This is a genomic window from Phenylobacterium sp., assembly GCF_036563285.1.
Classification (GTDB): domain Bacteria; phylum Pseudomonadota; class Alphaproteobacteria; order Caulobacterales; family Caulobacteraceae; genus Phenylobacterium.
Genome location: NZ_DATCMR010000006.1, coordinates 337293 through 356699, shown reverse-complemented (window position 1 = coordinate 356699; position 19407 = coordinate 337293). Strand labels below are relative to the sequence as shown.

Here is a 19407-nt window from a genome sequence, read left to right as displayed (position 1 = left end):
CCGCAACCGCCCTAGTTCAGCTCGGTCTTCTTCGGCGGCTCGGGCGGCAGGGGCGCCACCGGGATGCCGTCCTCGACGAGCTCGCGGACCTCCGTCGGGCTCGCCTGGCCGTAGATGCCGCGCTCCTCGGACCTGCCCTCATGGATGGCGCGGGCCTCCTTCGCGAAGGCGTCGCCGACGTCGTCGAAGTTGTCCTCGACGTGGCGGCGGATGGCGCTGGCAGCGGCCATCATCATCTCGCGCGTCTTGCCCGGGGTCTCGTCCTGCACGGTCTGGCGCACGCCCGTCAGCGCCGGCGCCATGATCTGCTTGCGCACGGCCCTGGATGCGCACAACGGACACTCCAGCAGGCCCCTCTCCTGCTGGTCGTCGAAATCGGCCGAGGAGCCGAACCAGCCTTCGAAGCCGTGCTCGTGCTCGCAAGTGAGCGCGTACTTGATCATTCCGTTTTCTTAGGGGGCGGCGAAGTCGCGGGCGTTCTTGAGGTTCGGGATGGCGGCGCGGGCTTTGCTCACCGCCTCGAGATCGAGGTCGGCGAGAAGCACGCCCGGCTCGTCGTGGTCAAGCCGGCCGATCACCTCGCCCCAGGGCCCCACCACCATCGAGTGGCCCCAGGTGCCGCGGCCGTCCTCGTGCCGGCCGCCCTGGGCCGGGGCGATGACGAACGAGCCGCTCTCTATGGCGCGCGCCCGCAGCAGCACCTCCCAGTGCGCCTCTCCGGTGGGCCGGGTGAAGGCGGAGGGGACGGTCATCACCTGCGCGCCCGCCAGCGCCAGGGCCCGATAGAGCTGCGGGAAGCGCATGTCGTAGCAGACGGTCATCCCCAGGGTCGCCCCGGCGGCGTCCGCGATCACCGCCCGGTCGCCGGGCTCGTAGGTCTCGGACTCCCGCGCCGTCTCCCCGGTGGGCAGGTTCACGTCGAACATGTGCAGCTTGTCGTAGGTCGCCATCACCAGGCCGCCCGGCGAGACCAGCACCGATCGGTTGGCCGCCTTGCCGTCGCTGCGCAGCACCAGGGCCGAGCCGATCAGCACCCAGACGCCGTGGTCCTTGGCCGCCTCGCGCAGCCCATTCACGATAGGGTCCTCGCCGAGGCTCCTCAGAGAGGGCAGCAGCTTCGCCCTGTCCTTCTGAAGGACGTTGGTGCCCTCCGGCGTGGCGATGAGCTCCGCGCCCGCGCCCGCCGCCTCGCGGACCAGTGGCAGGACGTGCGCGAGAGCAGCCGCGTGCGTCGCCGGCGTACGTGTTTGGATCAGCCCGACCTTCATCGGGCTTAGATATAGCCCTTAAGCGGCGTCGCGCAGCAGCGGGTCGAGCTTTCCCTCGCGGTCCAGGGCCATCATGTCGTCGCAGCCGCCGATGTGCCGGTCGCCGATGAAGATCTGCGGGAAGGTGGCGCGGCCGGAGCGGCGCATCATCTCCTGGCGCTTGTCGGGATCGAAGGCGGCCTCGATCTCCGTGAAGTCGGCGCCCTTCTTCTCCAGCAGCGACACCGCGCGGATGCAATAGGGGCAGTAGGGCTTGGTGTAGATGGTGACGTGGGACATGCCGCTTTAACCAAAACAGGCGCTCACCGGTTCATATAGTGAGTCCCGGCCTTTCCTTCACACGTGCGACAACAGCAAGGTCCACGCGAGCGGCCCCGGCCTTCTTCAGGGCCCGCGCGCAGCCCTCGGCCGTGGCCCCGGTGGTCAGCACGTCGTCCACCAGCAGGATGCGTAGACCCTGGACCTGCGCCCGGCGCGAGGCGGGGACTTCGAACGCGCCCGCCACGTTGCGCTTGCGCCCGGAGCCGGACTTGCCGCCCTGGCTCTGCGTCGCGCGCCGCCGCACCAGGGCGTCGGGCAGGTAGCGCAGCCCGGTGAGCCCGCACAGCGGCCGGGCGATCTCGGCGGCCTGATTATAGCGGCGATGCAGCAGGCGCATGGGGTGCAGCGGCACCGGGACGATGGCGTCCGCCTCCTCGATCAGCTCCCGGGCCGAGCGGCTGATCCAGCGGGCCAGCAGCGGGGCGAGGTCGAGCCGGTCGGCGTGCTTCAGCTTCAGGATCGGATCGCGCGAGGTCTCGTCGTAGAGGCAGGCGGCGCGCGCCGCATCGAACGCCCGCGGCTTGGCCAGGCACGCCGGACAACGGTCTCCGGTGTCGAACTCGAAGGGCAGCCCGCAGCCGTCGCAGACCGGCCCGTCCAGGAAGTGGATGCGGCTCCAGGTCTCTGCGGAGAGGCCTCCGGCCATGGGTGCCGGCCCGCCGTCCAGCGACTGCGGCGGGAACACCAGGTCCAACGCCCCGCGCCAGAACGCTCTCAGCCGGGGGCCGGGTTTGAAACCTTGAGCGAACAAGCCATCTTCCGCGCTCATGTCCTCCCCGCCCCTCCTCTTCGACCGCGCCCTACACCGCAAGCGTCTGGACCGCGCCGCCAGCGGCTTCACCGGCGCCGACTTCCTGCACCGCCGCGCCGCCGTCGACGTCGCCGAGCGCCTGGAGCCGATCTTGCGCGACTTCCCGATTGCGGTCGAGCTTTCGGCGCGCGCCGGCGCCTTCCGCGAGGCGCTGCAGGGCAGCGACGCCGCCGCCCGCCTCGGTTTCCTGGTGGAGGCCGACCTCTCCCACCCGATGCTCGCGGCGCGGCCCGGGCCGCGGGTGGTGCTCGACGAGGAGCGGCTGCCCTTCGCGCCGGCCTGCCTCGACCTCGTGGTCTCCACGCTCGGCCTGCACTGGACCAACGACGTGGTGGGCGCCCTCGTGCAGATCCGCCACGCGCTGAGGCCCGAGGGCCTGTTCATCGGCGCCTTCCTCGGCGGCGTCACCCTCACCGAGCTGCGCCAGTCGCTGGTGGCCGCCGAGAGCGAGATCCTGGGCGGCGCGGGCTCCCGCGTCTCCCCCTTCGCCGACTTCGCCGACGCCGCCAGCCTCCTACAGCGGGCCGGCTTCGACCAGCCCGTGGCGGACCTCGACACCGTCACCGTCCTCTACGAACACCCGCTGAACCTGCTGGCCGACCTGCGCCGCATGGGGGAGACCAGCGTGCTCGCCGACCGCCACCCCAAACCGCTCACCCGCGCCATCCTCGCCCGGACGAGCGAGCTCTACTTCGAGCGCTTCCAACAGGACGGCCGCATCCCCGCGACCTTCGAGATCATCACCCTCACGGGCTGGGCCCCTAGGGTCTAGCTTCCTTTCGACGCGCGTCCGGCCGCCACGGTGTGGCCCAGCTAAGTCCCTGTAGAACCTTGAGCTTCGAGGGATGCGAATGGGAGCGGCCGAACGAAGCCGCCCCAGCTGGGTGGGTTCTCACATGTTCGGTAAGTCGCAGAAGCGTTTCCTCTCCGGCGCCGCCGTGGCCGCGCTGGCGCTCTCCGTCGTCGGCGGCGCCGTCGCCCAGAACCGCGAGGCCGACGTGCGGCTGTCGCGCGACCTTGTCGCCGCAGCCAGCGCGTTCGAGACCTTCATGGGCAAGGCCGGCGCCATCGACGCCAAGTTCGACAACGCCAAGGAGGTGGCCGACGCCGTGAAGGTGGGCGCGGCCCACGACGCCAGCCAGCTGCAGGCCGGCATGGTGGCCTATGCCGCGCTGGCGGCGCTGCAGGAGCCGTCCTTCGTCTCCGGCGTCGAACGCGCCGCCCGCTACGAGGGCCGTGACGCCCTCGCCCAGCAGCTCCTCGAGCGCCCCGACCTGGCCGCGGCCCTGCCGGGCGCCGAGCCCGCCGCCGCCCGCGCGGCCGGGGCCCTCGCCGCCAAGTCCGAGCCGCTCACCGCCGACGGTCGCCGCGTGAAGCAGGCCGCCTACGACGTGCAGCGGCAGGCGTGGTCCAAGGTCCGCGTCCCGCAGCCGGCGAGCCGGCTCGCGAACGCAAAGCAGCTCTCCGCCACCCGCTTCCGGCCCACCGACGACGACGCGGCCCGTCTCTACCGCGCGGTCAGCTCGCGTCCCACCGCGTCGCCGCGCGGCTACATGAGCCCGGTGGTCGCCCGCGGCCTCGCGCTCGCGGCCCTGTCCCTGCTCGACGCCGCGGGGGAGGAGAACAGCCAGGCCCTGCAGCAGGTGGTGAACGACGCCGGGAGCGCCAGCTGCCTGCGGATGGCCAAGCTCAACCTCTTCCAGTGCCTGGCCGTCGCCGGCCCGCACTACGAGGACATCTTCTGCCTGGGCGAGCACGCCATGATCGAGCCGGGCCAGTGCGTCTCCAAGGCCGCCGGGCTCGCCGTGACGCCCACCCGCTACTCCGAGCGGTAGGCGACAACACGCCACGGCTCCGCTTCCCGGCGCCTCTGCTTTAGTGGCGCCGGGGGGCTCCCAAGTCGGGGGTCAGTAATGAATTCAAAGATTTTGCGGGGCTTCGGCCTCGCCTGCGCGCTCGCCCTGGCGGGCTGCGCCACCCAGGAGCCGGAGACGATCCAGCTCTCCACCGGCGGCGGCCACGCCGACCGCCAGCTCGCGGCCCAGGCCAGCGCCTTCGAGAGCTTCATGCGCAAGGCTCGCGCCATCGACGCGGGGTTCTCGTCGCCGACGCAGGTGCAGAGCGCGCTTGCCGCCGGCGCGTCGCACGACCCGAAGCAACTGGAAGCCGGCATGGTCGCCTATGCCGCCATGGCCGCCCTGCAGGAGCCGAAGTTCGCCGCCGCCGCCCGCGCCGGCGGGCCCGACCTCGCCCGCCGCATCGCCGTCAACCCTGAGGCCGTCTTCGCCCTGCCCGGCTCCACCGCCGCCGCGGCGCGGGCCAGCGGGGCGCTGTACGCCCAGGGGACCGGTCTCGCCGGCGAAGGCCGCAAGGTGAAGCAGGCGGCCTACAGCGTGCAGAAGCAGGCCTGGTCGAAGGCGCGCGTGCCGAACGCCCCGGGACGCCTGGCCAACGTCAAGCGCATCTCGGCCGCGGGCTACCAGCCCGGCCGCCACGACACCGCGGCCCTGTTCCACGCCCTGGCCGAGAGCGGCCGGCGGCCCGGCGCGGTGAGCCCCGTCGTCGCACGCGGCGTCGCGTTGGCCGCGCTCTCCGCCCAGGGCCAGCAAAGCCGCGGCAAGGCCCTGATGAGCGACGCCCGCACCAGCTCCTGTGTACGTATCGCAAAGCTCAACCTCTACCAGTGCCTCTCCGCCGCGGGCCCGCACTACGAGGACATCTACTGCCTGGGCCAGCACGCCATGATCGAGCCGGCCCAGTGCGTGACCGAGGCGGCCGCCCCGCCGAAGCGGGCGGTGCAGAAGGCGAGCTACAGGCGCTAGTCCCCCAGCAGGTGCATCACCACCTGCCGGCTGTGCGGCCGCGCGCGATGCTCGAACAGGTAGATCCCCTGCCAGGTCCCGAGCGCCAGCCGGCCGCCGGACAGCGGGATCGAGAGCTGCACGCCGGTGAGTGCGGTTCGCAGGTGCGCCGGCATGTCGTCCGGCCCCTCGTCCTGATGCCGGTAGGCCGCGCTCTGCGGCGCCAGCTGCGCGAGATAGTCCTCAAGGTCCCGGCGGACGTCCGGGTCGGCGTTCTCCTGGATCAGCAGGGACGCCGAGGTGTGGCGGCAGAAGAGGGTCAGCAGGCCGGTGGTGATCCCCTGCCCGGCCGCCCAGCCCGTCACCTCGCGGGTGATCTCGTGCAGCCCCTGGCCACGGGTCGCCACCGACAGCGTGTGCGCCGCCTGCCGCATCAGATCAGGTCCCTGAGCCAGGCGACGAGGGGCCTGTCCGCGGGGGGCATCGGGTAGTCGCCCAGCTTCACCGGCTTCACCCAGGTGATCGCCTTGTGCTCGCGGGCGGTGACCTGCCCTTTCCACCGGCGGACCAGGTAGAGCGGCATCAGGAGGTGGAAGGCCTCGTACTCGTGGCTGGCGAACACGAACGGCGCCAGGCAGGCGTGGCTCACCTTGATTCCGAGTTCCTCGGCCAGTTCGCGGATCAGGCAGGCCTCGGGCGTCTCGCCCTTCTCGACCTTGCCGCCCGGGAACTCCCACAGCCCGGCGAGCTGCTTGCCCTCGGGCCGCTGGCAGATCAGCACGCGGCCGTCGGCGTCGATCAGGGCGGCGGCGGCCACCAGGAGCATGGGCTTTTCGCTCATGCGGCGCGACATACCCTCCTCTCCCCCGCGAAGCGAGAGGGAGAGGATCGAGGAGAGGGCGGTGCGGCGTCTGCCCTCTCCCGGCCTCTCCCACCCCGCTTCGCGGGGAAGAGGCGCCTTTTTTGGCATCAACTTGGCGCGGCAAGCTCCGCCCTTAGGTTGACATTAACGCCCCCGACCCCCATGTGGGCTCCAGCGCAGGCAATGAAGCCCGTGCGATCGGCGCTCCAGCCGCGTGGGGCCTCTCCTTCAGAGGCTCAGCCTGTCGAGCGCAGAGACTTCCCATAGATCGCCCATCACGCGGGGCGCTTCCCAACGACCCCGCGCCTCCCGCGACCCTCAGCCGAGCTGAGCTGGCCGCGCGTCGCGCATACGCGAAAGACTACACGTTGACTCAATTCACCGACCTCGGCCTGGCCAAGACCCTGCTCAAGGCGCTTGCCGACGAAGGCTACACCGTGCCCACGCCTATCCAGGCGCAGGCCATCCCCGGCGTCATGTCCGGCCGCGACCTCCTGGGCATCGCCCAGACCGGCACCGGCAAGACCGCCGCCTTCGCCCTCCCCATCCTCCACCGCCTGGCGGAGAACCGTAAGCCCGCGCCGCGCAAGAGCTGCCGCGTGCTGGTGCTCTCCCCCACCCGCGAGCTCGCCACCCAGATCGGCGAGAGCTTCAAGACCTATGGCCGCCATCTCGGCGTCACGGTCGCGGTCGTCTTCGGCGGCGTGAAGTACGGCGCCCAGATGAAGGCGCTCGCGCCCGGCATCGACGTGCTGGTCGCCACGCCCGGTCGTCTGCTCGACCACCTGCAGGAGAAGACCATCAACCTGGAAGGCGTCGAGACCTTCGTCCTCGACGAGGCCGACCAGATGCTGGACATGGGCTTCATCCTCCCGATCCGCCGGATCGTGAAGCAGCTGCCCCGCCAGCGTCAGAACCTGTTCTTCTCGGCCACCATGCCGAGCGAGATCGAGAAGCTGACCGTCGAGATCCTCAACCCCAACCCGCTGAAGGTCTCCGTGACCCCGGGCGCCACCACGGTGGAGAAGGTCAACCAGCGCGTCCTGTTCGTCGAGCAGCAGCGCAAGCGCGCCCTTCTGGCCGAGCTGTTCGACGACCCGGGCTTCAAGCGCGTCATCGTCTTCACCCGCACCAAGCGCGGCGCCGACCGCGTGGCCAAGGGCCTGGAGCAGGTGGGCGTCGAGGCGGCCTCGATCCACGGCGACAAGAGCCAGGGCCAGCGTGAACGGGCGCTGGCGGAGTTCAAGGCCGGCAAGGTCCGCGCCCTGGTGGCCACCGACATCGCCGCACGCGGCATCGACATCGACGCGGTCACCCACGTCGTCCAGTACGAGCTGCCGAACGTGCCGGAAAGCTACGTGCACCGGATCGGGCGCACCGCCCGGGCGGGCGCGGACGGCTCCGCCGTGGCGTTCTGCGCCGACGACGAACGGAACCTGCTGCGCGACATCCAGAAGATCACGCGCCAGACCATCCCGTCCTTCGACCGCCGGAACGACCGCCAGCTGGGCGCGGCCACCGCCGCCCTGCCGGAAGTCGCCGGCAAGCCGGAGCGTCCCGACACCCGCGGCCAGAACCATCGCGGCGCCCATCAGCCGAAGCGCAACCGCAACCACGGTTCCGCCAAGCCGGGCCACCGCCACGAAGGCGGCCCCGCCCGCTCCGGCGACAAGCCGGCGACGGCGCGTCCGAGCTTCAAGGGTCCCCGCCGCGGCAACGGCGGCGGCGGCGGCGCGCAGCACGCCTCGTCCCCCCGGACCGGCGTCTGGTCGAACCGCTAAGCTTTCGAGCTGAAAGAACAGGAACCCCCGGCTGCGAGGCCGGGGGTTTTCTTATGAGCGGTAGTCGCCGTTGATCTCGACGTACCGCTTGGTCAGGTCGCAGGTCCACATGACGGCCGTGGAGCGGCCGACGCCCACGTCCACCGTCACTTCGAGCTCCTGGTTCTTCATGTAGGCGCTCATCTTGGCCTCGTCGTAGGTGGGCGAGACCAAGCCCTCGTGCGCCGCGACCAGCGGCCCGAACCACACCGACAGCTTGTCCCGGTCGATCGGCTCGTCGGCGCGGCCCACGGCCATGACGATGCGGCCCCAGTTAGCGTCCTCGCCGGCGAACGCGGTCTTCACCAGCGGGCTCTCGCAGACGGTCCGGGCGATCTTCCGCGCCGAGGCCGCCGTCTGCGCCCCCTTTACCGTCACCTTGATGAACTTGGTCGCCCCCTCCCCGTCGCGCACGAGCTGGAGGGCCAGGTCCAGAAGCACCTCCTCCAGCTTCTCGCGGAAGTCGGCCAGGCGCCGGTCGCCGGCGCGGGTGATCCGCGGCGCGCCCGACTTGCCGGTGGCGAACAGCAGCAGGGTGTCATTGGTCGAGCGGTCGCCGTCCACCGTCACCGCATTGAAGGTGTTGCGGGTGTAGAGGCTGAGCAGGATCTGCAGCGCCGCGGGCGCGATGTCCGCGTCCGTCGCCACGAAGGCCAGCATGGTCGCCATGTCCGGCGCGATCATGCCCGAGCCCTTGCAGATGCCGCCGATCCGCACCGTCACCCCGTCGATCTTCGCCTCGCGATAGGAGCCTTTCGGGAAGGTGTCGGTGGTCATGATGGCGCGCGCAGCGCCCTGCCAGCCGTCAGGGTTGAGGCGGCCCTCCACCTCCGGCAAGCGATGGACGATCTTGGCGTCGTCGAGCAGCACGCCGATCACGCCGGTGGACGCCACCATCACGTCCCGCTGGCGGCAGTCGAACCGCTTGGCGACCGCCGAGCACACCCGGCGCACGGCGTCCGCGCCGGGCTTGCCGGTGAAGGAGTTGGCGCAGCCGGCGTTGACCACCAGCGCCCGCACCCCTTCGCCCTTCGAAGCCGTCAGATGCCGCTTGCACCAGTCGACCGGCGCAGACCCCACACCGTGCCGCGTGAACACCCCGGCGCAGCTCGCGCCCTCCGGGAAGCGCATGACCAGCAAGTCCTCGCGCTCGTGCTTGTAGAACCCGGCCCGGCCGGTCGCCATCTCCACGCCGGCGATCGGCGGCATGGCGGGCAGCGGCACAGCCAGCGGCGAGACCGGCATGGCGGCCTTCGACGGGGCGGCGGCCGGCTCCTCGCGGTCGAACTGGTGGGACTGCTTGTTGGCGCGCTTCAGGGCGGCGCTCTTCAGCGCGCTGCGCAGCGGATCGAAGGCCCGCTCCAGGGTCTGGCCCACCACCTCCACTGGCTTGGCGGCGGCTTCGAGCGCCTTGCCGCGCGTGGTCCCCTTGGGCTTGCGGCTCATTTCGTGGCTCCGGCGGCAGGGGCGGCCGGCGCGGGCTGCGGGGCGACCTTCGGCGCATCGGCCGGCGGCGGCGGGCGCGGCCCGTCGGCCTTCACCAGCACCTGCACCTTCGAGCGGCTGCGCAGCTTCTCCAGCAGGTCGCGGATCTGGTCATAGGTCAGGAAGCGGACGATCTGCGGCCGGGCCTCCTCGAGGCTGATCGGCTGCTCGTCCCGGCGGTCCTCGACCTTCACCAACGCCCAGCCGGCCTCCACCTGGAACGGCCCCACGATGCTGCCAGGCGCAGCCCCCTTCAGCGCCGCGTCATAGGCCTCAGGCATTACGTCCGTGGTGAAGTAGCCCAGGTCGCCACCGTTGAACCGGGTCGCTGCGTCCGTGGACCGCTCCATCGCCAGCGCCTCGAAGGAGGCGCCCGAAGCCAGCAGCTTCCTTACCTGGTCGGCCTCGGCGATGGTCGCGACCACGATCTGGCGGGCGCGGATCTCCTCGGTGCGCTTCGCGAGCTTCAGCTGCTCCTGGTAGAGGCCGCGGATGGCGTTGTCGTTGACGGCGTCGGAGACCACGCTTTCCACCAGCATGTCACCCAGGATCCGCTCGCGGGCGGCGGCCAGCCGGCGCTGCGCCACCGGGTCCTTGTCGAGCTTGCGCTTGAGCGCCTCGGTGGCCAGCAGCTTCTGGTCAACCACCTCGTCGAGCACCCGGCGGAACAGGTCGGAGGAGACGTCCAGCGGCTCCCCTTCGCCGATCAGGCCCTGGGCGATCGCCTCGCGCTTCACATCGGACGCCCAGACGGTCTTGCCGTCCACCTTGGCCACGGCCTGGTCGCCGCGCTCCGGCGGGCCGCCGTCGCCGCCGTCGCGCCCGCAGGCCGACAGCGCCAGCGACGTCGCGAGCGCCAGGGCGGCGAAGGTCCAGAGGCGGAGGGGCTTTTCAGCCGCCATGCGTGACTATTCCCATTACCGGACAGCGGCAGGCGCGGAGCGCGTCCGTCCCTAGCCATTTAAGCCGCGCGATGCAAAGGTTGCGCCCGACTGCGCCCGGCCGTTCCAACGGGCCCGCGCGCCGGGTTTCAGGCCAGGATCGAGGCCACTATTTCAGGGAGGAATTTCAGATGCGCGAAGCGGTGGTTGTCTCTTACGCCCGCACGGGCCTCGCCAAGTCGGGCCGCGGCGGCTTCAACATGACGCCGGTCATGAGCATGGCCGCCCACGCTGTGAAGCACGCGGTTGAAAAGTCCGGCGTCGAGAAGGATGCGGTCGAGGACGTCTTCATGGGCAACGTCGCCCACCCCAACGGCAACCCGGCGCGCCAGGCGGCGATGCTGGCGGGCCTGCCGGTGACCACCTCGGGCGTCACCATCAACCGCTTCTGCTCCTCGGGCCTGAACGCCATCGCCGCGGCCGCCAACTATGTGCGCAACGACGGCGCCAATGTGGTCGTGGCCGGCGGCGTCGAGAGCATCTCCTTCCGCGGCGAGGGCGGCCCGAAGGAGAACATCGATGCGAAGCTGACCGAGATGTACCCGGCCTTCTTCATGCCGATGATCGACACCGCCGACGTGGTGGCCGAGCGCTACAAGCTCAGCCGCGAGTACCAGGACGAGTACTCCCTCGAGAGCCAGCGCCGCATGGCCGCGGCCCAGCAGGCGCAGAAGTTCAAGGACGAGATCGTCCCGATGAAGACCAAGATGAAGAAGGTCGACAAGGCCACTGGCGAGGAGAGCATCGTCGACTACACGGTCGATCGCGACGAGTGCAATCGTCCGGACACCTCCATCGAGGGCCTCGCCAAGCTCGAGCCGGTGCGCGGCGCGGGCAAGTACATCACCGCCGGAAACGCCTCCCAGCTCTCCGACGGCGCCGCCGCCGTGGTGATCATGGAGGCCAAAGAAGCCGAGCGCCGGGGCCTGAGCCCACTCGGCGTGTTCAAGGGCTGGGCCGTCGCGGGCTGCGAACCCGACGAGATGGGCATCGGCCCGGTGTTCGCCATCCCGCGGCTCCTGGAGCGCCACGGCCTGAAGGTCGACGACATCGACCTGTGGGAGCTCAACGAGGCCTTCGCCTCGCAGTGCCTCTACTGCCGCGACACCCTGGGCATCGACCCGGAGAAGTACAACGTCAACGGCGGCTCCATCGCCATCGGCCACCCCTTCGGCATGACCGGCGCGCGGCTGGCCGGCCACGTCCTGCAGGAAGGCAAGCGCCGCGGGGCCAAGAACGTGGTGGTGTCCATGTGCATCGGCTCCGGCATGGGCGGCGCGGGCCTCTTCGAGGTCTTCTAGCCCCCATTTTCCCTCCCCTCCTGGGGAGGGACAGCTCGCCTCCGGCGAGCCGGGTGAGAAAGTAAGGATCAGGCTCGGGCGAGGGAGTTCTGCCACCGCACTCCCTCACCCTGTCCGCTGGCGCGGCCTGCCCCTCTCCCTACGGGGAGGGAAAGTCGTCGCGTTGACACTCCCCCCGGCGGTACTTAAGTCTCCCGCGCCCTCAAAAGAGCGGGATTTCCGGCGCTTTGCGTCGCCCGTCCTCCCAGTCCGGACCCCTCCATTGACCTTCTTCCAACGGTTCTTCGGCTCCTCCAACGACCGCAAGGTCAAGTCCATGATCGGGCGGGTCCAGCGGGTGAACGCGCTGGAGCCCAAGATCCAGGCGCTGTCCGACGCCGAGCTGCGGGGCAAGACCGCCGAGTTCCGGGAGCGCCTGGCCCAGGGCGCCAAGCTGGACGACCTGCTCGAAGAGGCCTTCGCCGTGGTGCGCGAGGCCGCCCGCCGGACCCTGGGCCAGCGGCACTACGACGTGCAGCTCGTGGGCGGCATGGTCCTGCACCAGGGCGGCATCGCCGAGATGCGGACCGGCGAAGGCAAGACCCTGGTGGCCACGGCCCCGGTGTACCTCAACGCCCTCGAGGGCAAGGGCGTGCACCTCATCACCGTGAACGACTACCTGGCCCAGCGCGACGCCGAGTGGATGGGCCAGGTCTACCGCTTCCTGGGCATGAGCGTGGGGACCATCGTCCACGGCCTGACCCAGGGCCAGCGGCAGGAGGCCTACAACTCCGACATCACCTACGGCACGAACAACGAGTTCGGCTTCGACTACCTGCGCGACAACCTGGTCTACGACGCCAGCGAGATGGTCCAGCGCGGCCACAACTTCGCGATCGTCGACGAGGTGGACTCGATCCTGATCGACGAGGCGCGCACGCCGCTGATCATCTCGGGCCCGACGGAAGACCGCTCCGAATTCTACAAGACCATCGACCTGGTGGTTAAGGACCTGATCCAGGACCCCACGACCTTCGAGCACGACGAGAAGCAGCGGCAGGTCATGCTGACCGAGGACGGCGCCGAGCGCGTGGAGGAGATCCTGCAGGCCGGCGGCCACCTGGCCGAGGACTCCACGGGCCTCTACGACGCCGCCAACGTCTCGGTGGTGCACCACGTGAACCAGGCGCTGCGCGCCAACGTCCTCTACACCCGCGACAAGGACTACATCGTCCGCGCCGGCGAGGTGGTGCTGATCGACGAGTTCACCGGCCGCATGATGCAGGGCCGCCGCCTGTCGGAAGGCCTGCACCAGGCCATCGAGGCCAAGGAAGGCGCCGTCATCCAGCCCGAGAACCAGACCCTGGCCTCGGTCACCATCCAGAACTACTTCCGCCTGTACTCGAAGCTGTCCGGCATGACCGGCACGGCGGCCACCGAGGCCCAGGAATTCCTCGACATCTACAAGATGGACGTCGCCGAAATCCCGACCAACCGCCCGGTCGCGCGGATCGACGACGACGACGAGGTCTACCGGACGGCCGCCGAGAAGAACCAGGCGATCATCGGCCAGATCGAGGCCTGCTACCGCCGGGGCCAGCCGATCCTGGTGGGCACCGTCTCCATCGAGAAGTCGGAACTCCTCTCGGAGATGCTGAAGGCCCACAAATTCGAGATCGACGGCAAGAAGCAGACCGGCATCCCGCACAACGTCCTGAACGCCCGCTACCACGAGCAGGAGGCCATGATCGTGGCCGACGCCGGCGTGCCGGGCGCGGTGACCATCGCCACCAACATGGCCGGCCGCGGCACCGACATCCAGCTCGGCGGCAACGTCGACATGAAGGTCATGCAGTGGCGCGACGAGCAGCGCGGCCTGGGGATCGACGTGACACCCGAGCAGGCTCAGGCCCGCAAGTCCGAGATCGAAGCCGAGATCAAGGACCTGAAGGAGAAGGCGCTGGCCGCCGGCGGCCTCTTCGTCCTCGGCACCGAGCGCCACGAGAGCCGGCGCATCGACAACCAGCTGCGCGGCCGGACCGGCCGCCAGGGCGACCCGGGCCACTCCAAGTTCTTCCTCTCGTGCGAGGACGACCTGCTGCGCATCTTCGCCGGCGAGCGGCTGGATTCGATCATGCGCACCTTCGGCGTCCAGGAAGGCGAGGCGATCACCCACAAGTGGCTGAACTCGGCCATCGCCACCGCCCAGAAGCGCGTCGAGCAGCGCAACTACGAGATCCGCAAGAACCTGCTGAAGTACGACGACGTGGTGAACGACCAGCGCAAGGCGGTCTTCGAGCAGCGCGCCGAGTTCATGCACGCCGAGGACGTCTCCGACGTGGTTGCCGAGTTCCGCCGCGACACCATCGCCGACTTCGTGGCCCGCCACCTCCCGCCCAAGGCCTATGCCGAGCAGTGGGACGTCGAGGGCCTCGACGCCCACGTCCAGGAGTACCTGGGCCTGCAGCTGCCCATCAAGGACTGGGCGGCCGAGGAGGGCATCGCCAACGAGGAGATCGAGGAGCGCATCGCCGCCGCCGCCGACGCCCGCGCCGCGGAGCGTGAGGCCATGGTCGGCCCGCACATGCGCAACATCGAGAAGAGCTTCCTGCTGCAGATGATCGACATGCAGTGGCGCGAGCACCTGATGCACCTCGACCACCTGCGCAACGTCATCGGCCTGCGCGGCTACGGCCAGCGCGATCCGCTGAACGAGTACAAGACCGAGGCCTTCACGCTGTTCGAGAAGCTGCTCGTGGACCTGCGCCAGAGCACCACCCGCTGGCTGATGACCGTGGAGTTCCAGTTCGAGGAGCCGCCCGCGCCGCCCCAGGGCCAGTTCTTCGAGGTGCACATGAACCCGTTGACCGGGGAGAACGAGGCCGAAGGCGGGGCGCTGCCGTCCAACGTCCCCGCCGACCAGCGCCAGGCCCTACCCATCTCCGCCCTGCCCCAAGGCTGGGAAGACACCGGCCGCAACGCCCCCTGCCCCTGTGGCTCCGGGAAGAAGTTCAAGCACTGCCACGGCGCGCTCGTCTGACGCTGTAAACCGATGCAACCGTCTGTGGCTTCGGTCGTTTCGGCAGCTTCAGCAGGGGGCACAGCCATGCCGAATTATCGGGCCTACCAGGTCGATGAGCGCCGCCGGATCCTGAGCGCCAGCTGGGTCGAGGCGTCGGACGACGACGAAGCCAAGGCCAAGGCCGCCGCGGACCTCTGCGAGGAGGATGTTCCCGCCGTGGAACTGTGGCAGGCGACCCGCCTCGTCGCCGAGGTCACCTGCGAGGACGGCGGGGACGAGGCTTAGAGCCCGACCCAGTTTCCATGGAAGCCGAACGGCACACGGCGCGGCAGCTCGGCGACCGCGACCGGCCCCTTGGCGACGTCCTGGGCTTCGAAGACCAGCAGGTCGGACCGGTCCTCCGCGCCGCGCCAGACCACCGCCGTCAGCCAGCCGTCGCCTTCGGGCGCAACCGCCGAGCGCGGCACGAACACCGGCTCTGACGTCGCGTCGCCGGCCGCCAGCTCGAAGACCTGCCGACGCCCGGTGGCAAAGTCGAGGTGGGCGATGGTGTCGAAGCCGGGCGCCCGGTCGGGCCCGCGGTTGGCGGCGTACCAGCCGTGCCGGTGGCGGCGCGTCTCGCGCCGCGGGTCCACGCGCGGGAACTCGCCCCTGAGGTCGTCGATCACCTCCACCTTGATGGCGTCGGACGCCCCGGCGAGGTCGAAGGTCCAGCGGACCAGCTGGCTGACCGCGTCCTCGCCCGGGGAACCGTCGGCATTCGGGAACAGCGGCGCCACGTTGTAGAGCATGACGTCGGCGTAGAGCTTGTCGCCCTCCTCCCACGCGTTCATCGGGTGGAAGACGTAGCCCGCCTCGGTGTTGAACCAGCGGATCGAGGAGACGTCGCCGTCCCGGCGCATGACGCCCACGTAGCTGCCTTTCTCCGGCTCCCAGGCAAAGGCGGGACCGCCCCTCATCGCCCGCTCCAGGCTGGCCGTCAGCGGCATGACCGGGAACAGCACGTGGTTCTCGGTGACCATGAAGTCGTGGACCATGGAGGCATAGGGCGCCTGGAACTCCTGGCGCTGAACCACCGTGCCGTCGGCGGCGGTGACGCCGTAGCTCATGCCGGCCGACAGCGGCATCGGCCCCACGCCATAGGCGAACCAGATCATCTCGCCGGTGACCGGGTCGATCTTCGGATGCGCGGTGACGTTGCCCCTGTACGACCGGGCGTAGCCGCGGGACTCCAGGGTGTCGCGATCCATCTCGAACGGATGGTGGCCCTCCTCCAGCGCCAGCAGCTTGCCGCCGTGCCAGAGCACATTGGTGTTCGCCACGCCGCCTTCGTTGTCGAAGGCCAGCGGGTCGGCGCGCCGCGGATCGATGCTGAACAGCGCCCGGCCGTGCTCCCGCTCCAGCTCCAGCTTCGGCGTGCGGACGTAGCGGTTGCGGTACCGCACCTTGCCGTCCTCCATGTAGAAGCCGTGCACCATGCCGTCGCCGAAGAACCAGTGGTGCGGCTCGATGGGGTCGAACTGCGGGTTCGGCCCGATGCGGAACAGGGCGCCGCGAAGCTCCCTCGGCAGCTCGCCACGGACGGGAACGTCGAAGTCGTCCTCGCTGCGCACCGGCGCGAAATTGCCGCTGAGGTAGGGGTTTAGCCGCACGTCGCCGTCCATCGGCTATCCTTCCCGAGACTTCTTACGTTGTAAATTTATGAGGTACGGATTAGGCCTTTGCAAGAAGTTTGTGCGAAGTGCTCACGCCATGCCCCGCGTCCTCTCAGAATCCGACGTCGCCGATTTCCGTGAGCGCCTGTGCGGGGCGGCCGAGAAGCTGTTCGCCGAACGCGGCCCGGACGCGGTGACCATGCGCCAGTTGGCCGCCGAGCTCGGCGTCTCCCCCATGACGCCCTACCGCTACTTCCAGGACAAGGAAGACATCCTGGCCGCCGTGCGCACCAACGCCTTCAACCGGTTCGCCGAGGCCATGGAGGCGGCGCGCGAGGGCCGCAGCGGCGTGGAGGTCGGCGACGCCTACGTCACCTTCGCCTTCGAGCATCCGCACATGTACAAGCTGATGTTCGACCTGAACCAGCCGCACGAGGGCGACTACCCAGAGCTGGTCGCCGCCGGCACGCGGGCCCGGGCCACCATGAGCGCCTGGGTCAACGACGCCATCGCGGCGGGAAAGGTGCAGGGTGACCCCGAACAGGTGGGCATGATGTTCTGGGCCGCGACCCACGGCGCGGTGGTGCTGGAGCTCGCCGGCAAGCTGCCGCCGGGCGCCGCGCGCGAGCTGCATCACGCGCTCTCCTCGACCCTCGCCAGGGGCCTTCGGCCCGGCGCTTGACCGTCGCTGCGTAAGGCGGCCCCAACTGGCGTCATGATCAAGCCGTTCGAGGTCCGCTGGGACGAGCCGCAGGTGCAGGCCGTGCTCGACCGGGTTCGCGATTATCCCTGGCCGCCGCAGCCGGACGTCTCCGACGGCTGGGCCTACGGCTGTGACGGGGCCTACCTGAAATCGCTCTGCGAACACTGGACGGAGCGCTACGACTGGCGCGCCGCCGTCGCCGACCTCAACCGCTTCCCGCAGTTCACCGCCCGCGTCGAGGACTTCGACCTGCACTTCGTCCACGTGGTCGGCGAGGCGCAGGGCAGGCGCCCGCTGATCGTCACCCACGGCTGGCCTGGCTCTCACTACGAGTTCTGGCAGGCGATCGAGCCGCTGGCCTTCCCCTCGCGGTCCGGCGGCGACCCGGCCGACGCCTTCGACCTGGTGGTCCCCACCCTCCCCGGCTTCGGCTTCTCCTCCAAGCCAACGCGACCGATCGGCCAGCGCACCACAGCGCGGCTCTTCAACACCCTGATGACCCAGGTGCTGGGCTACCCCACCTACCTCGCCCAGGGCGGCGACTGGGGGGCCATGGTCACCTCCTGGCTCGCCCGCGACCACGGCGGCTGCGCGCGCGCCGTCCACCTCAACATGCTGGGCTTCCGTCCCCACGGCGGGCCGAAGACGGAAGACGAGATCGCCTGGGCCCAGCGCCAGGCCAGCGCCATGGACCTGATGGGCGCCTACTTCCGTCTGCAGGTGTCGAAGCCGCAGTCCCTGGCGTGGATGGGCGCAGGCAATCCCGTGGGTCAGGCCGCCTGGATCGCCGAGCGTTTCCACGACTGGTCGGACCTGCGCGAGAAGTCGATGGACGAGGTCCACCCGAAGGACCGGCTGCTCACCAACATCATGCTCTACGTGATGACCGACAGCTTCGCGACCGGCGCCTGGTACTACCGCGGCCTCGTCGAGGAGGGCGGCCTGGCCTTCCAGCCGGGCGAACGCTGCGAGAGGCCGACCGCCTTCGCCAACTTCCCCGGCGAGCCGCTCTATTCCGCCCCGCCCCGCTCGTTCGCCGAGCGCGCCTACAACATCGTCCGCTGGACCGACATGCCCCGCGGCGGCCACTTCGCCGCCATGGAGGAGCCGCAGCTGTTCGTCGATGAGGTCAGGGCTTGGGCGCGCGAGGTCTGACGGCTAAAGGGCGGGCATGACGGCCCGCTACGACTTCGCCTCCGACAACACCGCACCGGCAGCGCCTGAGGCCATCGAGGCCTTCGTCGCGGCCAACAGCGGCTTCACGTCCGGCTACGGGACCGACCCGGTGACCGCGCGGGCCGCCGACCTGGTCCGGGAGATGCTCGACGCCGACGCCGAGGTGCGCTTCGTGGCTTCCGGCACGGCCGCGAACGCCGTCTCCCTGGCCGCGCTCTGCCGGCCGTTCGAGGCGGTGCTGGCCCACGAGCACGCCCACGTGTGCACCGACGAGACCGGCGCGCCGGGCCTGTTCGGCCACGGCCTGGGCCTGATCCGGCTCGACGGGCCCTCCGGCCGGATTGAGCCTTCGTCCCTCGCCACCGCCCTGGCGCAGCCCGACGTCTCCTACCGCCAGCCGGCCGCGGCGCTCAGCCTGACCAACGCCACCGAGTACGGCACGGTCTATTCCGCCGAGGCCCTGCGCGCACTCATCGAGCCGGTGAAGGCCCGGGGCTACCGGGTCCACCTGGACGGCGCGCGCCTCGCCAACGCTGCGGCCGCGGGCTTCGACCTGAAGGCCATCAAGGACCTGGGCGTCGACCTGCTGGTGGTCGGCGGCACCAAGGCCGGCATGCCGCCCACCGAGGCGATCGTGATATTCGACCGCGAGCTCGCCCGCCGCTTCGACGCCCGCCTGAAGCAGGCCGGCCAGTTGCCGTCCAAGGCCCGGTTCTACGCCGCGCCCTTCATCGGGATGCTGGGCTCCGGCGGCTTCGTCCGCCACGCCGCCCACGCCAACGCCATGGCCCGCAGGCTCGCCGGCTTGACGCCCTTCCCGGTCGCTCATCCCGTGGAGGCCAACGGTGTGTTCGTGGAGATGGGTGACGAGACGCTGTCGCGCCTCCACGCCTCGGGCTGGTTCGCCTATCGCTTCCTGGACGGCACGGTCCGCTTCATGTGCTCGTGGGCGACGACCGAGGAGGCCGTGGACGCCCTGGGCGAGACCTTGCGCAACCTCAAATGATGCAGAGCGAAATCGCCGCGCCCAGAGGATAAGCGCGGGCAAGCTATGCCCCGACTTGCCCAGATGTGTGGCGCCGATGGCGCACTTAGCCTGAAATATGAAACGCTTGTAATCTTCCGCGTCACATTGCGACGAGTGGTCGTTGCTCGCGTGACCTCTGCGTGACAGCTTCGCCGCTCGCCGTTTGGCGTGCCAAAACCACCGTCTGCCGACAGGCGGCGGCGGGCGCGCGCCAACGGCTGCAGCCGCGCCGGCG

Annotated in this window: 19 protein-coding genes; 10 read left to right on the top strand and 9 right to left on the bottom strand. The window is 70.1% G+C overall.

Annotated features, from left to right (window positions below):
- Positions 1-11: 11 nt before the first annotated feature.
- From VIL76_RS06660 to VIL76_RS06645, 4 genes are read right to left on the bottom strand one after another with little or no spacing between them, the layout of a single operon-like run.
- On the bottom strand, positions 12-443 hold the full coding sequence (locus VIL76_RS06660; RefSeq protein WP_332044217.1) for a DUF1178 family protein: 432 nt from the start codon (positions 441-443) through the stop codon (positions 12-14).
- A 9-nt stretch (positions 444-452) separates the two neighbouring features.
- Positions 453-1268, bottom strand: a complete 816-nt coding sequence (locus VIL76_RS06655) for a carbon-nitrogen hydrolase family protein (protein ID WP_332044216.1) — start codon at positions 1266-1268, stop codon at positions 453-455.
- A gap of 18 nt (positions 1269-1286) precedes the next feature.
- Positions 1287-1547, bottom strand: coding sequence for a glutaredoxin 3 (gene grxC / locus VIL76_RS06650; RefSeq protein ID WP_332044215.1), 261 nt, complete (start codon positions 1545-1547; stop codon positions 1287-1289).
- Between the two features lie 31 nt (positions 1548-1578).
- Positions 1579-2358 carry a ComF family protein gene (locus tag VIL76_RS06645; protein ID WP_332044214.1) on the bottom strand — a complete coding sequence of 260 codons (780 nt, stop codon included), beginning with the start codon at positions 2356-2358 and terminating at the stop codon, positions 1579-1581.
- Here VIL76_RS06645 and VIL76_RS06640 point away from each other — a divergent pair.
- The 3 genes from VIL76_RS06640 to VIL76_RS06630 all read left to right on the top strand — a co-directional run bounded on the left by VIL76_RS06640 (position 2357) and on the right by VIL76_RS06630 (position 5222).
- Positions 2357-3172, top strand: a complete 816-nt coding sequence (locus tag VIL76_RS06640) for a methyltransferase domain-containing protein (RefSeq protein ID WP_332044213.1) — start codon at positions 2357-2359, stop codon at positions 3170-3172. The genes VIL76_RS06645 and VIL76_RS06640 overlap by 2 nt on opposite strands.
- A 124-nt stretch (positions 3173-3296) precedes the next feature.
- Positions 3297-4235, top strand: a complete 939-nt coding sequence (locus VIL76_RS06635) for a hypothetical protein (RefSeq protein ID WP_332044212.1) — start codon at positions 3297-3299, stop codon at positions 4233-4235.
- A gap of 78 nt (positions 4236-4313) precedes the next feature.
- Positions 4314-5222: a hypothetical protein gene (locus tag VIL76_RS06630; RefSeq protein WP_332044211.1), complete on the top strand. Its 909-nt coding sequence runs from the start codon at positions 4314-4316 to the stop codon at positions 5220-5222.
- Here the strand turns inward: VIL76_RS06630 and VIL76_RS06625 are convergent.
- Positions 5219-5635: a secondary thiamine-phosphate synthase enzyme YjbQ gene (locus tag VIL76_RS06625; protein WP_332044210.1), complete on the bottom strand. Its 417-nt coding sequence runs from the start codon at positions 5633-5635 to the stop codon at positions 5219-5221. The two genes, VIL76_RS06630 and VIL76_RS06625, sit on opposite strands and share 4 nt — an antisense overlap.
- Positions 5635-6042 (bottom strand): 8-oxo-dGTP diphosphatase MutT, encoded by a 408-nt coding sequence (gene mutT, locus VIL76_RS06620; RefSeq protein ID WP_332044209.1) that lies wholly within the window; start codon positions 6040-6042, stop codon positions 5635-5637. The genes VIL76_RS06625 and mutT overlap by 1 nt, the downstream gene beginning before the upstream one ends.
- Before the next feature lie 389 nt (positions 6043-6431).
- Between mutT and VIL76_RS06615 the strand changes: the two genes are divergently transcribed.
- Positions 6432-7844 (top strand): DEAD/DEAH box helicase, encoded by a 1413-nt coding sequence (locus VIL76_RS06615; protein WP_332044208.1) that lies wholly within the window; start codon positions 6432-6434, stop codon positions 7842-7844.
- Between the two features lie 51 nt (positions 7845-7895).
- Here VIL76_RS06615 and argJ read toward each other — a convergent pair whose 3' ends face one another.
- Together argJ and VIL76_RS06605 are read right to left on the bottom strand one after the other, a co-directional pair.
- Positions 7896-9329 (bottom strand): bifunctional glutamate N-acetyltransferase/amino-acid acetyltransferase ArgJ, encoded by a 1434-nt coding sequence (gene argJ, locus VIL76_RS06610; RefSeq protein WP_332044207.1) that lies wholly within the window; start codon positions 9327-9329, stop codon positions 7896-7898.
- Positions 9326-10270, bottom strand: a complete 945-nt coding sequence (locus VIL76_RS06605; RefSeq protein WP_332044206.1) for a peptidylprolyl isomerase — start codon at positions 10268-10270, stop codon at positions 9326-9328. The genes argJ and VIL76_RS06605 overlap by 4 nt, the downstream gene beginning before the upstream one ends.
- A 170-nt stretch (positions 10271-10440) precedes the next feature.
- Here VIL76_RS06605 and VIL76_RS06600 point away from each other — a divergent pair, with 170 nt between their 5' ends.
- The 3 genes from VIL76_RS06600 (at position 10441) to VIL76_RS06590 (ending at position 14896) form a co-directional block, all read left to right on the top strand.
- Positions 10441-11610: an acetyl-CoA C-acyltransferase gene (locus VIL76_RS06600; RefSeq protein WP_332044205.1), complete on the top strand. Its 1170-nt coding sequence runs from the start codon at positions 10441-10443 to the stop codon at positions 11608-11610.
- A gap of 316 nt (positions 11611-11926) precedes the next feature.
- A complete protein-coding gene (gene secA / locus VIL76_RS06595) occupies positions 11927-14629 on the top strand; it encodes a preprotein translocase subunit SecA (protein WP_414695418.1) in 2703 nt (900 codons plus the stop codon).
- A gap of 66 nt (positions 14630-14695) precedes the next feature.
- Entirely contained in the window at positions 14696-14896 is a 201-nt protein-coding gene (locus VIL76_RS06590; protein WP_332044203.1) for a hypothetical protein, read from the top strand.
- Here VIL76_RS06590 and VIL76_RS06585 read toward each other — a convergent pair.
- The gene (locus tag VIL76_RS06585; protein WP_332044202.1) at positions 14893-16275 is read right to left on the bottom strand and encodes a carotenoid oxygenase family protein; all 1383 of its coding nucleotides are present in this window, start codon (positions 16273-16275) and stop codon (positions 14893-14895) included. The genes VIL76_RS06590 and VIL76_RS06585 overlap by 4 nt on opposite strands.
- Positions 16276-16363: 88 nt before the next feature.
- Here VIL76_RS06585 and VIL76_RS06580 point away from each other — a divergent pair, with 88 nt between their 5' ends.
- The 3 genes from VIL76_RS06580 to VIL76_RS06570 are packed head-to-tail and all read left to right on the top strand — an operon-like array spanning position 16364 to position 19151.
- Positions 16364-16948: a TetR/AcrR family transcriptional regulator gene (locus VIL76_RS06580; RefSeq protein ID WP_332044201.1), complete on the top strand. Its 585-nt coding sequence runs from the start codon at positions 16364-16366 to the stop codon at positions 16946-16948.
- 33 nt (positions 16949-16981) lie between these two features.
- The gene (locus VIL76_RS06575) at positions 16982-18124 is read left to right on the top strand and encodes an epoxide hydrolase family protein (protein ID WP_332044200.1); all 1143 of its coding nucleotides are present in this window, start codon (positions 16982-16984) and stop codon (positions 18122-18124) included.
- A 16-nt stretch (positions 18125-18140) separates the two neighbouring features.
- Entirely contained in the window at positions 18141-19151 is a 1011-nt protein-coding gene (locus tag VIL76_RS06570; RefSeq protein WP_332044199.1) for a beta-eliminating lyase-related protein, read from the top strand.
- Positions 19152-19407: the final 256 nt, after the last annotated feature.

What these genes read in the sequence shown, in the direction of transcription:
- secA (WP_414695418.1), top strand. Translation starts at nt 11,927, where the DNA reads ATGATCGGGCGGGTCCAGCGGGTGAACGCGCTGGAGCCCAAGATCCAG.
- VIL76_RS06645 (WP_332044214.1), bottom strand. Translation starts at nt 2,358, where the DNA reads ATGAGCGCGGAAGATGGCTTGTTCGCTCAAGGTTTCAAACCCGGCCCC.
- VIL76_RS06580 (WP_332044201.1), top strand. Translation starts at nt 16,364, where the DNA reads ATGCCCCGCGTCCTCTCAGAATCCGACGTCGCCGATTTCCGTGAGCGC.
- VIL76_RS06630 (WP_332044211.1), top strand. Translation starts at nt 4,314, where the DNA reads ATGAATTCAAAGATTTTGCGGGGCTTCGGCCTCGCCTGCGCGCTCGCC.
- VIL76_RS06575 (WP_332044200.1), top strand. Translation starts at nt 16,982, where the DNA reads ATGATCAAGCCGTTCGAGGTCCGCTGGGACGAGCCGCAGGTGCAGGCC.
- VIL76_RS06640 (WP_332044213.1), top strand. Translation starts at nt 2,357, where the DNA reads ATGTCCTCCCCGCCCCTCCTCTTCGACCGCGCCCTACACCGCAAGCGT.
- argJ (WP_332044207.1), bottom strand. Translation starts at nt 9,329, where the DNA reads ATGAGCCGCAAGCCCAAGGGGACCACGCGCGGCAAGGCGCTCGAAGCC.
- VIL76_RS06585 (WP_332044202.1), bottom strand. Translation starts at nt 16,275, where the DNA reads ATGGACGGCGACGTGCGGCTAAACCCCTACCTCAGCGGCAATTTCGCG.
- grxC (WP_332044215.1), bottom strand. Translation starts at nt 1,547, where the DNA reads ATGTCCCACGTCACCATCTACACCAAGCCCTACTGCCCCTATTGCATC.
- VIL76_RS06625 (WP_332044210.1), bottom strand. Translation starts at nt 5,635, where the DNA reads ATGCGGCAGGCGGCGCACACGCTGTCGGTGGCGACCCGTGGCCAGGGG.
- VIL76_RS06635 (WP_332044212.1), top strand. Translation starts at nt 3,297, where the DNA reads ATGTTCGGTAAGTCGCAGAAGCGTTTCCTCTCCGGCGCCGCCGTGGCC.
- VIL76_RS06660 (WP_332044217.1), bottom strand. Translation starts at nt 443, where the DNA reads ATGATCAAGTACGCGCTCACTTGCGAGCACGAGCACGGCTTCGAAGGC.
- VIL76_RS06590 (WP_332044203.1), top strand. Translation starts at nt 14,696, where the DNA reads ATGCCGAATTATCGGGCCTACCAGGTCGATGAGCGCCGCCGGATCCTG.
- VIL76_RS06600 (WP_332044205.1), top strand. Translation starts at nt 10,441, where the DNA reads ATGCGCGAAGCGGTGGTTGTCTCTTACGCCCGCACGGGCCTCGCCAAG.
- VIL76_RS06655 (WP_332044216.1), bottom strand. Translation starts at nt 1,268, where the DNA reads ATGAAGGTCGGGCTGATCCAAACACGTACGCCGGCGACGCACGCGGCT.
- VIL76_RS06605 (WP_332044206.1), bottom strand. Translation starts at nt 10,270, where the DNA reads ATGGCGGCTGAAAAGCCCCTCCGCCTCTGGACCTTCGCCGCCCTGGCG.
- VIL76_RS06570 (WP_332044199.1), top strand. Translation starts at nt 18,141, where the DNA reads ATGACGGCCCGCTACGACTTCGCCTCCGACAACACCGCACCGGCAGCG.
- mutT (WP_332044209.1), bottom strand. Translation starts at nt 6,042, where the DNA reads ATGAGCGAAAAGCCCATGCTCCTGGTGGCCGCCGCCGCCCTGATCGAC.